The following is a 13,757-nucleotide window of genomic DNA, read 5'->3' as shown; positions in this document are numbered from 1 at the left end:
CGCCGGGCGGGTCGGCGCTGGCTGCGCTGGGCGGGTAGGCGGTGGCTGCGCTGGGCGGGTCGGCACTGGCTGCGCCGGGCGGGTGGGCGGTGGGTGGGTGGGGGGTGGTTTCGGTGGGTTGGGGGTGGGGGGAGATGTCTGTGCCTGTGCGGAGTACGCCTAGGAGCTGGCGCATTTCGGTTAGCGCCGTCCGGCTGGTTGCCTCGATGATCCGGAGGGCGTCGCGGGCCTCGTCCGGACGTTCCTCGGCCACGTGGTTGGCCACTCCGGCTTTCACGACGATCAGGCTCATGCTGTGCGCGACGACGTCGTGGAGCTCGCGGGCGATGCGGATGCGTTCGTCGGTCACGGCGCGGTCGGCGAGCTGGGCCGCTGAGTGGCGCGCGTACGCCCGGCGTTCGCGAAGGGCGCGGCCGATCGTCCAGGCGCCGCCCATGACGGCGAACCCGATGATCACGGCACCGATGGCGCCGGCGGCCCGGCCGTTCGGGCCGACCGTGGCTCCGAGCAGCAGGGACAGCGCGCTCAGCACGCCGATCGTGGACGTCGGGATCCAGCGGCGGCGCGGCTGGGTGAGGGCGACCACGTAGAGCGCGTACGCCGGTGCCACGAACCAGTCACCGGGCAGGTCGAGAACGATTGAGAGCACCGACATCGCCAGCGTCACCCCGAACACCGGTACCGGCCATATCCGCCGAACGGCCAGGGGCAGCCCGTTCGCGGCGACGATCAGGAAGTCGACCGGCGGCGCGGTGTCCTTCCGGGCGGTGACGCCCATCACGATGACGGTGTACGCCAGTGCCGCCAGGGCGTCCAGCCCCATCAGCCGACGCCGGTCGAGCCGGCGCACGACGAAGGAGCGCAACTCGGGATCGTCCACGGAACTGACGGTATCCGCCCAGGTCCAGGGCCACCTCCGGCCGGGGGACGTCATACCTGGGTCTGAGCCGGCCCGGCGTGCCGCGTTCATCTACGACCGGGGAAGGACGGCGCGTTCCCGTCCCTGCTCCGATGTGCGGGAACGCCCGGTGAACCAGGCTGACCGCCGTGATCGAAGTACGCGAGCTGACCAAGCGCTATGGCCGGACCGTCGCGGTCGACGGCCTTTCCTTCGAGGTGGCACCGGGATCCGTGACCGGCTTCCTCGGGCCGAACGGCGCGGGCAAGTCCACCACGATGCGGGTTCTGCTGGGTCTCGACGCCGCCTCCGGGGGTGAAGCACTGATCAACGGCAGACGTTATGCGGAGTCGCGGCGTCCGATGTGCGAGGTGGGCGCGTTGCTGGACGCGAACGCCCTGCACGGTGGACGATCCGCGTTCGACCACCTCAGATGCCTTGCGCGCAGCAACCGGATCGGTACGCGACGGGTCGCGCAGGTGCTGGAGCAGGTGGGCCTGGCCGGGGTCGCTCGCAGGCGGACCGGCGGTTTCTCGCTCGGGATGAAGCAGCGCCTCGGGATCGCGGCCGCGCTCCTCGGCGACCCCGGCGTGCTGATGTTCGACGAACCGGTCAACGGACTGGATCCGGACGGGGTCCGCTGGATTCGTGAACTGATGCGGTCGCTGGCGGCCCAGGGCCGGACCGTGCTGATCTCCAGCCATCTGATGAGCGAGATGGAACTCACCGCCGACCGCCTGGTCATCATCGGCCGAGGGCGGCTCGTCGCCGACACCTCCGTCCGGGAGCTCGCCGACCGTTTCAGGCGGGGCGTGACCGTACGTTCGCCACGGTCCGCGGACCTCACCGCCGCGCTCGCGACAGCCGGGGCGACCGTGGACATCGCGTCCTCCGGAGCCCTCTCCGTGCAGGGACTCGCGGTGGACGAGATCGGCGATCTGGCCGCCGCGCGAGGGATTCCGTTGTACGAGGTCACCCCGCGCACCGCCACCCTGGAAGAGGCGTACATGGAGCTGACCTCCGACAGTGTCGACTACCGCGCCGGAAGCGATGGCCGATGACGGACGTGCTCGTCGCTGAATGGCTCAAGCTCCGTTCGGCCCGTTCCACACACTGGATACTTGCGACCGTCGCGGGCCTTGTCGCGCTGTGCGCGGTCTGGTCGTTCTATATCGCGCACTACTGGGACGGGTTGTCGCCTCAGCGGCAAGCCGAACTCCAGGTTGCGCCAGCCGAACAACCCCTAGTACTTGCCCTGCCCCTCGCTATGGCGGTGCTAGGCCTCCTTGCCATCACGTCCGAATACGCCACAGGGTTGATCCGGGTGAGCCTTGCGGCAGTGCCGCGACGTGGCGTTCTGTTCGCGGGTAAGGCGACCGCCGTGGGAGCCGTGGGATCGGTGACCGGACTCTTCAGTGTCGGAGTCGCGTTCGGGCTGGGCCGTCTCATCGTCGGCGACCGGGCGATCGCCGACCTTCGTACACCGGTGTCAGACGAGCTGCCGTGGCTGCTTGGCCTCTGGCTCTCGGCGGTCGTGGTCGCGCTGGTCGGACTCGGCCTCGGCACGGCGATGCGTTCGACGGCGGGAGCGGTGACGAGCTTGTGCGCGCTGCTCTTCGTTCTGCCGGGGCTGGCGCCGCTCCTGCCGTCGCCTTGGGGCGAGCGGTTCGCGGCGGTCCTGCCGTCCAACCTGGCCGGGCAGATCGCGGGCGACACCGCGGATCCGGTGCTGGGATCTGTCGCCGCTCTGTTGGTGCTGCTGGCGTACGCGGTGATCGCTTTGGTGGCCGGGTTGATCGTTCTTGTACGGAGGGATTCATGATCAAGGACGTCTTCGCGGCGGAATGGCTCAAGCTGCGGTCGGTTCGTTCGACGTATCTCACGCTGGCGGTGCCTCTCGCGTTCCTTGCCATGGCGGTGATGCTCGCGCTGTACGCGGCGAACACGTGGGACGGCCTCACCCCCGAGGAACGCGCTCGTTTCGCTCTGTCGTCCCTTTCCACGCTGAACGCCGACGTCACCGGGCTCTGCCTTGCGATCTTGGGGGTCCTGGGCATCACCGGCGAGTACCGCACGGGAATGATCCGTACGACGCTGACCGTCGTCCCCCGGCGCCGGACGCTGCTCCTGGCCAAGGCCGCCGTGGTCGGAACGGTGGCACTGCTGGTCGGAACGGCGATCACGCTCGGGACGTTCTTCATGGTCAGGTTGATCATCGGTGACCGCCCGATCCGGGGGCAGCCGTTGGGTGTGGTCGCCGAACTCCCCGAACTGCTCGCCCGGGGTTCCGCCGTGACCGTCTACGCGCTGCTCGGCCTTGGTCTCGCTGTCATCCTGCGGTCAACGGCGGGCGCGATCGTCTCGATCGTCATGCTCTGGTACGTGGTGCCCATCGTCACCGTGCATGTTCCCGCACCGTGGAATGAACGGCTCGGCTCGTTCATGCTGGGTGGTCTTCCGGAACAGGTGATCGGCGGCGACAACGAGAACTCCGTCTTCGGCTCCGTCCTTCCGCCGCCCGTCGCCCTGGCCGTCCTCATCGCCTACGCGGCGCTTCCCCTCACGACCGCCGCGATCCTCCTCAACCGCCGCGATGTCCACTGACGCACCCGGCGCGACCGGCTGTCCGACGGACACGCGAACGGCATTGATGAGCAGGCACCCGAACGGCACGCATGGACAACGCGCCCCAACAACGTGCGTGCATAGACATCGCAGACGAACGCCGCACCCCCGGCAGCGACGGCGTTAGAAGGACCGCGCACACGGACGGCGTGGGCAGAGCGCGCGTACGGATGGCATGGACCACCACGCCAAGGACGGCGCAGGGTGCGGCGCGTGTGTGCACGGCGCGCGTGAACGGCGTGTGTGGACGGCGTGTGTGGACGGCGCGGGCGGTCTGGTGTGGACGGCGCGGGCGGTCTGGTGTGGACGGCGCGCCCTCGTAGGGGTGCGCCGTCCACGGCTACGTCAGCCGGCGCGTAGGTAGGCGGCGCGGACTGCTAGACGGTCTTGGAGGAGTTGGATGGCTTCGGACAGGTCTGGCGCGGCGGCCTGGGCGCGCAGGCGACGGCCGTTCAGTTCGACGACTGCCTGGGCGAGGGCCGGGCGCGGGAGGGACGAGTCGTTCACGACGCTCAGGGTCACCTGGGCCGCCGTGACCGCGCCCGGGGCTTCCGGCAACGCGGCTCGTACAGCTTGGTCCGCCGCTTCACGTTCAGCGTCGGAGACGTCACCCGAAGTCAGAAAACGGACCTCCGGGGGCTGACTGATGTTCGAGTGCATGATTTCCCCACATACGCGGTGGTCACCTTAGAACGGACCACATGGCCAACGTCTGGCACATGAGTCCCAATCAATAAGACCTCGCGGGGATTCCCATCGTTCACACGGGTAGACGAGAGCTTCATCACCTGACCAGAGAAGCCCTGCAAGCGGTAGACGACCTGACCGGATACCGCACAATCGGTCACCCTCAAGTTCAGGGGATTGACGCCGCGCGACACTTATCGAGGTAGGGGGCCAAGCCGCGGGCGGTGACTGCGTTGAGCGACGACGCGTTCTCGTTCCGGATAAATCGTGTCGAGTCCCGCTGCGGCAACTGGATTGGCCGTACGGTTGTGTGATCGGCGGTTCTGGATATGTGACCACCCGGTCGTTCGAGGCGGCGTCGCATAACGACTCGCTGCGGGCCCATACCACGGATGCATCTGGGCACCGAGTGCAATTTTTTCACTCTTCCCAAAAACAGGGTCTGATCCTCTACGATGAGGACCGTTCTCCGCTCGCGCGGGCCCGTCGACTGGCTGGGTGACCCTTTGCCCCAGGACGCAGCTGCCAACACCCCTCAGTCCGAGGGCGACATCGAGACCGGTCAATTGATCGACTACCCGCGTCGTGGTGGCCCGACCGTGCTGCGCATCCTCCTCGGCTCGCAGCTCCGCAGGTTGCGTGAGGCCCGCGGCATCTCCACCGAAGAGGCCGGCTACGAAATCCGCGGCTCGCACTCCAAGATCAGCCGGATGGAGCTCGGCAAAGTCGGGTTCAAGGAACGTGATATCGCCGACCTGCTCACCCTGTACGGCGTCGACGACCCGGCCGAACGCGCGTCTCTGCTGGAACTCGCCCGCGAGGCCAATACCCCCGGCTGGTGGCACCGCTACGGCGACATCCTCCCGAGCTGGTTCGAGGTCTACCTCGGCCTGGAGGAGGCCGCCTCCCTCATCCGTACCTATGAGGTCCAGTTCGTGCCTGGGCTCCTGCAGACCGAGGATTACGCTCGCGCAGTGGTCCGGCTGGGCTTCCCTGAGGCGTCTGAGGACGATGTGCAGCGCCGCGTACGGGTACGGATGACTCGCCAGGAACGCTTCACCTCGCCCGGCGCGCCCATGCTCTGGGCCGTCCTTGACGAAGCCGTGCTACGCCGTCCGCTCGGCGGCAGCAAGGTGATGCGCGCCCAGATCGAACATCTGATCTCCATGGCCGAACTGCCGAACGTGACACTCCAGGTGGTGCCGTTCGGCGCCGGAGGCCACGCGGCTGCAGGAGGCCCGTTCACCATCCTGCGGTTCGCCGAACCCGGCCTGTCCGACGTCGTCTACCTGGAGCAGCTCACCAGCGCTCTCTACCTCGACAAGCCCGCCGACGTCGACCTCTACATGAAGGCCATGAACAACACGTGCATCACGGCCGTCCGGCCAGATGACACCGTGGGCATCCTCACCGACATCCTCCGCCAGACCTGACCCACACGGCCGCCACCGAGGCGGCATGCTCTGTGGCACCCGCCGACCGAACGGCGGACCGCGTCGAGAGCCACCAGGTCCAATGGCGAATCACTTCGAGACCGCCACGCCCAACCACGGACGCTCCGCGAACGCCACGTCACACCTCACAGCGGGCTACCTCGGGACCACCCGCGCTCGCAGCGCATATGCCAAGCCACCCGTCCAGCAACGGACGCTCCGCGACCGCCGCACCTCACAGCAGACCGCTTCGGGACCGCCCACGCTCAAGACTGAACCACTGCGAGAAACCACCGCGTCCGACGACGGACACTCCGCCACCGCCGTGCCCGACAGCAGACTGCTTCGGAGCCACCCGCACTCAAGGGCACATCGCCTCGAAACCGCCTCGCCCAGCACCGGACGCTCCGCGAACGCCGCGCCTCACAGCAGACCGCTTCGGGACCGCCCACGCTCAAGACTGAACCACTTCGAGAAACCACCGCGCCCGACGACGGACACCCCGCCACCGCCGTGCCCGACAGCGGACTACTTCGGAGCCACCGCACTCAGAGGCAAATCACCTCGAAACCACCGCGCCCAGCACCGGACGCTCCGCGAACGCCGCGCCTCACAGCAGACCCCTTCGGGACCGCCCACGCTCAAGACTGAACCACTTCGAGAAACCACCGCGCCCGACGGCGGGCACTCCGCCACCGCTGGGCCCGACAGCGGACTGCTTCGGAGCCACCGGTAGTCAGGGGCAAATCGCTTCGGTCGCCGCGTGCGACGGCGGACGCTCCGCGACCGCCGCGCCTCACAGCAGAACACTTCGGCGGCAGCCCCGCCCGGGAGTGAGCCGCTTCGAGGTCGGGCGCGTCCAGCGAACGCTTTGAGAACGCCTTGTCTGACGGCGGACTGCTTCGGGGCAGCCGCGTTCGATGGGCGAGTCAGTGTGCCGGGATCTAGGACGGTATTACGGGGTTTGGGCGGGTGCGGCTGGTGCCTCGGAATTCGGCGATCACGGTGGCGTCGGAGGTGCGGCGGACGGTGACGTCGTAGACGCCGCTCCGGCCGAAGCGGGTGCGTTCGGCGGCGAAGGCCTCCAGCATGTCGCCGTCGTACGCGGGCGCCACGAAGACGACGTCGGCCGCGGCGGCCACGGTCACGGCGTCGTAGGTGTTGCATGCGTAGGCGAAGGCGGTGTCAGCCAAAAGGAAGAGATAACCGCCGTGCACGACGCCGTGGCCGTTGACCATCGCCGCTGACACGGGCATATGCGCCCGCGCCTGGCCGGGCGACACGTCGGTGATCTCGATGCCCAGTCGTTGCGCCGCGGTGTCCCGTTCGTACATCGCCTCGGCGCACCGGCGCGCCACATCCGCTGCCTCGCTCATCCGCTCAGCGTATTGATCGACAGCCGAGTGGGAAGGAGCATCCATGATCCGTCTGACAGGCTACGAAGGGGGCAGCCAGCGATGTTGTTCGGAAAAGAGCACGTCAAGCGTTATCGGGAGACCGACGGCGCCGAGGGGCACGACTGGCAGGGCACAACGACCCTGCTGCTCACCACGACCGGACGGCGCAGCGGTGAGGAACGGACCACACCGCTGATCTATCAGCGGAACGGTGACGACCATGTCATCGTGGCGTCCAACGGCGGCTCGGACCAGCCGCCCGCCTGGTACCTGAACATCGAGGCCGATCCCGAGGTGAAGGTCCAGGTGAAGGACGACAAGTTCACCGCGCGGGCGCGTACGGCGACGCCCGAGGAAAAGCCCGCGTTGTGGAAGAAGATGACGGCCGTCTGGCCGGACTACAACAACTATCAGAAGAAAACCGACCGCGACATTCCGGTCCTCATTCTCGAACGCACGAGTTGATTCAAAGCGCTTCGCTTTCGCCGGACGCGGAGAGACGTGTACCGTCAGCATGTGAACATTCGTTCGAGCAGCTGAGGTGCCAAGGTGCCGACGTCACAGAACACCGCCGCTCCACCGCCCCGGCTGCTGAGACGCTGGGAGATCGGAGACGCCGGGACGCCGGTCCCGGTGGGAGACGGTCGGTGCTGGCGGGTCGACACCGGAGACGGCTCGTACCTCCTGCGGGAGTACGCGGCGTACGACCGGCGCGCTCTGCTCTTCCGGCACACGGTGACCACCGCGCTCGACACCGCCGGCCTGCCGGTGCTCGCTCCGGTACCGGCACGCGCCGGCCGCACGCTGGTGACCTCGGGCGGCCTCGGGTACGTCCTGCACCCGTGGGTCACCGGGCGCCGTCGCGATGGTCTGGAGCTGACGTTCGGGCAGTGTGAACGGCTCGGCGCGCTGCTCGGCCGGTTGCATGCCGAGCTCGACCGGCTGACCGCGCCCGTACAGCAGAGCATGCTGATCCCCACGCCGTGCGCCGCGAGTGCCGTGGCGGCGGTCGACGAGATGCTTGACGCGCTGCCCGGTGAGGGGAACGACTTCGACGCGCTCACCGAACGCCGCCTGCGTGAACGCCGCGCGCTCCTGGCCGAGCTGGCGGACCACCAGCCGCCCGAGATGGAGGTCACGACGGTCGGCCATCTGCACGGCGCCTTCCACGAGCGCAACCTGCGCTACGGCGGATCCGGCAACGTGACCGCGATCCTCGGCTGGGACTCACTGACCACCGGCCCCGTCGCGGGCGAGGTCGTGCGCGCGGCCGCCCGGCTGTTCGCCGACGAGGACGAGCGCGGCCTGGACCTCGATCGTGTACGGGCCTTCATCCGCGGTCATCGTGCCGCCTTCCCGCTGGACGCCGGGCAGATCCAGTCCGCCGTGCATCGTGAATGGTGGGAACGCCTCTGCGACGTCGCGCCTCTGCGGAACCGTTACCTGGATCACGACCGTACGGCCGGACGCGGTTTGCCCTCCCCCGACGCAGGCCTGGTCACCTGGTGGTCCGCCAACCTTGAGCTCACGCTCGACGCGTTCGCCACGCCCTACACCGAACTCCCCACCGAAAGCCCCGCCTACGGCTGACGGGGCCCGCCTACGGCTGCCAGCCACGGAGGGCGGCCCACCTACAACTCGGTTGCCCGCGGACGCCAGCCCACCTAGGGCGTGTATCGAAAGCGCCGGTCACAGCTCCTCGTTGCTCTGAGGCAGGGGTAAACCGCTACTTCATTGGTGGATGTGGCGAGTACGGTGTGGCTGTGGGCCAGTGATCGTGTGCAGCGGCGGCTTACGGAGTCGGACCCGCGGACACGAAGGAGCGAATGATGCCAGGCGCTGAACTGCGAGGGGTGACTCTGGACTGTGCCGACCCGCAGAAGCTGGCGGGCTTCTACGGTGCACTGACCGGGATGCGCGAGCTCTTCAGTACGGACGAGTTCGTTGCTCTGACGGGTGACTCCGGCTGTGATCTGGGATTCCAGCGGGTTGACGGATACCGGGCTCCGCAGTGGCCGGGTCAGGACATGCCGCAACAGTTCCACCTGGATTTCCGCGCTGACGACCTGGATGCGATGGAGGAGCTGGCGTTGGAACTCGGCGCGGCCAAACCGGATCATCAGCCCGGCGACGGACGCTGGCGGGTACTTCTGGATCCGGCTGGCCACCCCTTCTGCCTGACGTCTTCCTGACATCACTGGCGTGGCAGGCCAGCGGGGCGCCCATCACAGCCACTCGTTAAGGACTGCGATCAGCACGGTCGCCTCGTAGCGGACGGCGAGCTTGTCGTATCGGGTGGCGACGGCACGATTTCTCTTGAGGCGGTTGATCCCGCACTCGACCGCATGGCGCTCGCGGTAGTCGGCCCGGTCGAAATGCGGTGGCCGACCGCCACGGGAGCCGAGCTTCTGGCGGTTGCGCGCCTGGTCAGACTTGTCCGGGATTGTGCAGCGAATTCCGCGGCGGCGCAGGTAAGCGCGGTTCGTGCGGGAGGCGTACGCCTTGTCAGCTCGCACGCGATCGGGGCGGACGCGTGCCCGGCCCGGCCCGATGCGGGGCACCCGGACCTTCTCCAGAACGGTTTCGAACTGCGGCGAGTCGCCGCGCTGCCCGGCCGTGATCACGATCGACATGGGTTTCTGGCCCTGCTCGACGACCAGGTGGAGCTTGGTGGTGAATCCGCCGCGCGACCTTCCCAACCCGTGATCACGGGGCTCGGTGGAGTTGCCGCCCGGTGATTCCTTCTGCAAGTCGCCCTGCTTGCGGGCCCCGGCCGCGTGCTGATGGGCACGGCAAACCGTGGAGTCGACGCTCAAGTCCCACGCGATCGCACCCTTCGCATCAGCCAGGGCCTGGAGCTGGGTGAGGATCCGCTGCCAGGTGCCGTTTCGCTGCCATCGGCGGAACAGGTCGTAGATGCGGCCCCAGGGCCCATACTCGACGGGCACATCCCGCCATGGAACGCCGGTGCGGACCCGAAACCGTATGCCGTCGATCAACTGCCGCCGAGGCCAGACAGGCGGCCGTCCGCCCTGGTCCCCTTCGGCAACAACGCCTCCAGTACCGCCCACTGCATGTCCGTGAGATCTCCCCGCCCCATGAACTGTGATCATTCACAGCTCAAGATCCACTTTCGACACACGGCCTAGTACTCAGCCGTCTTCGGACGGCGGTGCGCCTACTGCTCAGCCCCCTGTGGACGGCGGCCCGCCGACTGGCCTCGCCGACGCGTACGCCCAGCGGCTCGGGGCCGGCGAGCGGCATGTGGCCGCCTCGATCCTCTTTCCGGGGCTCGCCTCACGCCTCTGGTCACCCGCGATGGTGGGGCCGCCGTGCCGACCTGTCCAGCCTCCATTGGCGACAGAGCCACCCGCGGGCGCCCAGCCTTCCTACGGCTGAGCCGCCCATAGACGGTAGCCGCCTACGGCTGGGGGCACCTGCGAACAGTTCCGACAGGTGAGCCGACTGCGGACGGCGGCCCGCCGACAAAGTGAGCGGCTCTGGGACGCCGGCTCGCGGACGGCCGAGCCGCCTGCGACAGTGGCGCCTACGGCAGTGGCGGCTGCTTACGGCAGCCCGCCCATAGGTTAGGCCGCCCATGGACGCCCGTCCGCGTACGGCTGAGCCCCCGGAAGGCTGGCCCGCCTATGGGCTGGCTATCCACGGGGGTGGGGCGTGTCTACAGCTGCGCTTCCTACGGATGGAGGGCCGCCTATGGCTGAACTTCACGGACGGGGGTCGTTTACGGTCGTTCTGCTTACGGAGGGTGGTTTGGCTACGGCTTGGGCGCCTGCGGATGGTTATGGCGGCCGCGTGCGGGTGGTTTGCGAATGCGTCCCCGGGGTGGCTGGTTCTTTGCTGGCTAGGGCGAGCTGGGGCTGCTGCCTGGCGGACGCTTGGCGGGCCATCCCTGGCGGACTCACCGTGACGATCGCCATGGGCGGTCGCGGGAAGATTGACGTGACGACCACTCGATCGAGGATGTGAGAGAACATGACTACTGTCGCGCTGCTCGGGACCGGGATCATGGGGGCCGCGATGGCCCGTAACCTGCTCAAAGGGGGCCACGCGGTCCACGTCTGGAACCGTACGAGGACCAAGGCGGAACCGCTGTCGGCCGACGGCGCGGTCGTGGCCGCGTCGCCTGCCGAGGCCGTTGACGGCGCGGACGTCGTCATCACGATGCTCAACGACGGGGCCGCTGTGCTCGCGGCCATGGAATCGGCCGTGCCGGGGCTCCGTTCCGGGCAGATCTGGGCGCAGATGAGCACGGTCGGCCTTGGCGCGTTGCAGCCTCTGGCCGCACTGGCGTCCGAGCACGGGCTGACCTTCGTGGACGCTCCCGTGCAGGGGACCCGGCAGCCCGCTGAGGAGGGCCGGCTGGTCATCTTGGCGGCGGGTCCGGATGCGGCGCGTTCGGCGCTGGAGCCGGTGTTCGGGGCGGTCGGCCAGAAGACGCTGTGGCTGGGCACCGAGGGCGCCGAAGGTGCCGCGACGCGGCTCAAGCTGGCCGCCGTCAACTACGGCATCGCCATGACGTCGATCATCGGTGAGTCGCTCGCCCTGACCAAGGCGCTCGGCCTCGATCCCGCGCTCATCGGTGAGGTCGTGACCGGTGGCCCGATGGACAGCCCCTACTTCCAGGCGAAGCTGAGGGCGATCCTCTCGGATGACTTCACGCCGAGCTTCGCCGTGCGCAACGCCGAGAAGGACACGCGGCTCATCACCGAGGCCGCCGCCAAGGCGGGCGTCCGGCTCGACATGACCGAGGCGGCGGGTGAACGGTTCCGGCGCGCGCTGGCGCTGGGCCACGGCGACGAGGACATGGCCGCGAGCTACTTCGCGAGTTTCCCCTCGTCAGGGGGTAGGTGACGGCGAGGACGTCAGCGGAGCCGGGAGATGGGCCGTGGCTCCGGCCACGGCCTGAAGGCTTTCGGGTCCGCCTCGGCGGAGCTCGACGATCGCGCCGTTCGGCACGACGCAGGTGGCGGTGAACGTGCGGAAGGCGCGCATCGCGGCGGTGTCCGGGGTGACGATGCCGGTGAAGAGCGACCAGAGGACCGCCCGCATGAAGATTCCGTGGGTGAAGACGGCGATGAGCCCCTGCTCTGGGCGGTCGGCCAGACGCGTCAGGCAGCTACGGGCCCGCGTGACCAGGTCGTGGAACGACTCGCCGTCGCCGCCGTTGATGTAGCCGGGATCGGCACGCCGCCAGTACGCCTCCGCGAACGGACGTCGCTGTTCGCCGGTCGTAGCGGGGCCGTGCAGGTTGCCGAGATACGTGAACTCCTGGACCGGCCACTCCTCGTACGGCACCTCGGGGAAACGTTCCCGCGTCGGCGCGGCCGTCTCGCGCGCACGGACGAACGAGGAGCTGACGATCAGCTCGGGGGATTCCTGGAACGAGGCGGCGACGCGTTCGGCCTGATGGCGGCCCAGCCGGGTGAGCGGCGAGGCGCCGGGGCCGTTGGTCGGCAAGCCCGCGTTCGACTCGCTCTCGCCATGCCTGATCAGCCATACGCGCACGGGTGACAGGCTGGCATGCCCCCGCCGTGTCGAGCAAGAGAGGATGACCGTCATGGAGGTTCTGAGCAGCCGGATCCTGCTGCGACCGGCGGATCCTGAACGCAGCCGTCACTTCTACCGCGACGTGCTGGGCCTCGCGGTCTACCGGGAGTTCGGACCGCCGGACTCGCCCGGAGTGGTCTTCTTTCTGGGCTCGGGGTTCCTGGAGGTCTCGGGCGGCCACTCCCCCGGCCAGGGCGGCGCGGCGATGATCTGGCTCCAGGTGCGGGACGTACGGGCCGAACACCGCCGCCTCGCCGCCGCCGGGGTGACGATCACCAGGGAACCCCGCGAGGAGCCCTGGGGACTCCACGAGCTGTGGATCGAGGACCCTGAAGGGGTGCGTATCGTGCTGGTCGAGGTCCCCGAAGACCATCCGCTGCGCCGCGACCCGCGAGGAGCCTGATGACGTCCCCGCCCGACGCCTACTGGAACCACAACACCCACTACCACCGGCTCGTGCTCGGCTCGGTCCCGCGTGGGTGCGGTGAGGCCCTCGACGTCGGCTGCGGCGATGGGCTGCTCGTCCGCAGGCTCGCGCGCCGCGCCGAGCACGTCACCGGCATCGACCGCTCGCCGGAGATGATCGAACGGGCGCGCGCGCTGAGCGCCGGGCTGGCGAACGTCGACTTCGTGGAGGCCGACTTCCTCTCCCACGACCTGAAGCCCGGGAGCCACGACTTCGTCTGCAGCGTGGCGACCATCCACCACATGGACTTCACGGCCGCCCTCACCGCGATGTCCGAGGCCCTGCGTCCCGGCGGCAGCCTGGTCGTGATCAGCCTGGCGGGCAACGCGGGCCTGAGGGACCTGGCGTTCGGTGCGGCGGGAGTCCCCGCGCACTACTACTACAAGCTGCGCGAACGCGGTGCGGCAGGCGATCCGGGCGCGCCGCTTGCCGACCCCGAGATGACGTGGGGCGAGGTGCGCAGCGAGGCGCTGCGCCTGCTGCCAGGCGCGCTCTTCCGGCGCCACCTCCTGTGGCGCTACTCAATCACCTGGCGCAAACCACGCTGACGACACGCGCACGGCGCAAGCGCGCCTACTAAACCGCCCGGCGCAGGAAGTGCTGACGCAGAACCGCCCGGCGCAAACCACGCTGACGACATGCGCCCCCGGCGCGAGCACGCTTACGTAAACCGCCCAACGCAG

At 68.7% G+C, this 13,757-nt stretch carries 15 protein-coding genes; 10 read left to right on the top strand and 5 right to left on the bottom strand.

The window, feature by feature from the left end; genetic code table 11:
- Nucleotides 1-880: sensor histidine kinase (locus tag ABD333_RS07100; RefSeq protein ID WP_344538768.1), on the bottom strand; the 880-nt coding region annotated here is incomplete at its 3' end.
- A 167-nt stretch (nt 881-1,047) separates the two neighbouring features.
- Between ABD333_RS07100 and ABD333_RS07095 the strand changes: the two genes are divergently transcribed.
- From ABD333_RS07095 to ABD333_RS07085, 3 genes are read left to right on the top strand one after another with little or no spacing between them, the layout of a single operon-like run.
- The gene (locus tag ABD333_RS07095; RefSeq protein WP_344538766.1) at nt 1,048-1,959 is read left to right on the top strand and encodes an ABC transporter ATP-binding protein; all 912 of its coding nucleotides are present in this window, start codon (nt 1,048-1,050) and stop codon (nt 1,957-1,959) included.
- Nucleotides 1,956-2,720: an ABC transporter permease gene (locus ABD333_RS07090; RefSeq protein ID WP_344538765.1), complete on the top strand. Its 765-nt coding sequence runs from the start codon at nt 1,956-1,958 to the stop codon at nt 2,718-2,720. Before ABD333_RS07095 ends, ABD333_RS07090 begins: the two co-directional genes overlap by 4 nt.
- Nucleotides 2,717-3,502 (top strand): ABC transporter permease, encoded by a 786-nt coding sequence (locus ABD333_RS07085; protein WP_344538764.1) that lies wholly within the window; start codon nt 2,717-2,719, stop codon nt 3,500-3,502. The genes ABD333_RS07090 and ABD333_RS07085 overlap by 4 nt, the downstream gene beginning before the upstream one ends.
- Before the next feature lie 366 nt (nt 3,503-3,868).
- Here ABD333_RS07085 and ABD333_RS07080 read toward each other — a convergent pair whose 3' ends face one another.
- The gene (locus tag ABD333_RS07080; protein WP_344538763.1) at nt 3,869-4,081 is read right to left on the bottom strand and encodes a hypothetical protein; all 213 of its coding nucleotides are present in this window, start codon (nt 4,079-4,081) and stop codon (nt 3,869-3,871) included.
- Between the two features lie 695 nt (nt 4,082-4,776).
- On the opposite strand from ABD333_RS07080, the gene ABD333_RS07075 reads away from it, so the two are divergent.
- Nucleotides 4,777-5,643, top strand: coding sequence for a helix-turn-helix domain-containing protein (locus ABD333_RS07075; protein WP_344538872.1), 867 nt, complete (start codon nt 4,777-4,779; stop codon nt 5,641-5,643).
- A 944-nt stretch (nt 5,644-6,587) separates the two neighbouring features.
- Here ABD333_RS07075 and paaI read toward each other — a convergent pair.
- Nucleotides 6,588-7,019, bottom strand: coding sequence for a hydroxyphenylacetyl-CoA thioesterase PaaI (paaI, locus tag ABD333_RS07070; RefSeq protein ID WP_344538762.1), 432 nt, complete (start codon nt 7,017-7,019; stop codon nt 6,588-6,590).
- Nucleotides 7,020-7,100: 81 nt separating this feature from the next.
- Between paaI and ABD333_RS07065 the strand changes: the two genes are divergently transcribed.
- The 3 genes from ABD333_RS07065 to ABD333_RS07055 all read left to right on the top strand — a co-directional run bounded on the left by ABD333_RS07065 (nt 7,101) and on the right by ABD333_RS07055 (nt 9,232).
- The gene (locus ABD333_RS07065) at nt 7,101-7,505 is read left to right on the top strand and encodes a nitroreductase family deazaflavin-dependent oxidoreductase (protein WP_344538761.1); all 405 of its coding nucleotides are present in this window, start codon (nt 7,101-7,103) and stop codon (nt 7,503-7,505) included.
- Nucleotides 7,506-7,589: 84 nt separating this feature from the next.
- Nucleotides 7,590-8,630 carry a phosphotransferase enzyme family protein gene (locus ABD333_RS07060; protein ID WP_344538760.1) on the top strand — a complete coding sequence of 347 codons (1,041 nt, stop codon included), beginning with the start codon at nt 7,590-7,592 and terminating at the stop codon, nt 8,628-8,630.
- Between the two features lie 236 nt (nt 8,631-8,866).
- Nucleotides 8,867-9,232, top strand: a complete 366-nt coding sequence (locus tag ABD333_RS07055; protein ID WP_344538759.1) for a VOC family protein — start codon at nt 8,867-8,869, stop codon at nt 9,230-9,232.
- Nucleotides 9,233-9,265: 33 nt separating this feature from the next.
- On the opposite strand, the gene ABD333_RS07050 is transcribed toward ABD333_RS07055, so the two are convergent.
- Nucleotides 9,266-10,140, bottom strand: a protein-coding gene (locus tag ABD333_RS07050; protein ID WP_410558611.1) for an IS5 family transposase whose coding sequence is annotated in 2 segments (ribosomal slippage) — nt 9,266-10,051 and nt 10,054-10,140 — 873 coding nt in all. Because the reading frame shifts where the segments join, the coding sequence is not laid out codon by codon here.
- An 893-nt stretch (nt 10,141-11,033) separates the two neighbouring features.
- Between ABD333_RS07050 and ABD333_RS07045 the strand changes: the two genes are divergently transcribed.
- Nucleotides 11,034-11,912: an NAD(P)-dependent oxidoreductase gene (locus ABD333_RS07045; protein WP_344538756.1), complete on the top strand. Its 879-nt coding sequence runs from the start codon at nt 11,034-11,036 to the stop codon at nt 11,910-11,912.
- Here ABD333_RS07045 and ABD333_RS07040 read toward each other — a convergent pair.
- The gene (locus tag ABD333_RS07040) at nt 11,898-12,566 is read right to left on the bottom strand and encodes a histidine phosphatase family protein (protein WP_344538754.1); all 669 of its coding nucleotides are present in this window, start codon (nt 12,564-12,566) and stop codon (nt 11,898-11,900) included. The genes ABD333_RS07045 and ABD333_RS07040 overlap by 15 nt on opposite strands.
- 52 nt (nt 12,567-12,618) lie before the next feature.
- Here ABD333_RS07040 and ABD333_RS07035 point away from each other — a divergent pair, with 52 nt between their 5' ends.
- The gene (locus ABD333_RS07035; protein WP_344538752.1) at nt 12,619-13,011 is read left to right on the top strand and encodes a VOC family protein; all 393 of its coding nucleotides are present in this window, start codon (nt 12,619-12,621) and stop codon (nt 13,009-13,011) included.
- Nucleotides 13,011-13,622 carry a class I SAM-dependent methyltransferase gene (locus ABD333_RS07030; protein ID WP_344538750.1) on the top strand — a complete coding sequence of 204 codons (612 nt, stop codon included), beginning with the start codon at nt 13,011-13,013 and terminating at the stop codon, nt 13,620-13,622. Before ABD333_RS07035 ends, ABD333_RS07030 begins: the two co-directional genes overlap by 1 nt.
- Nucleotides 13,623-13,757 lie beyond the last annotated feature (135 nt).

This window comes from Actinomadura fulvescens (assembly GCF_039533225.1).
In the GTDB taxonomy this organism is placed as follows: Bacteria; Actinomycetota; Actinomycetes; order Streptosporangiales; family Streptosporangiaceae; genus Spirillospora; species Spirillospora fulvescens.
Note: the sequence above shows the minus strand (reverse complement) of the source record. Positions and strands in the feature narration are given on the sequence as shown.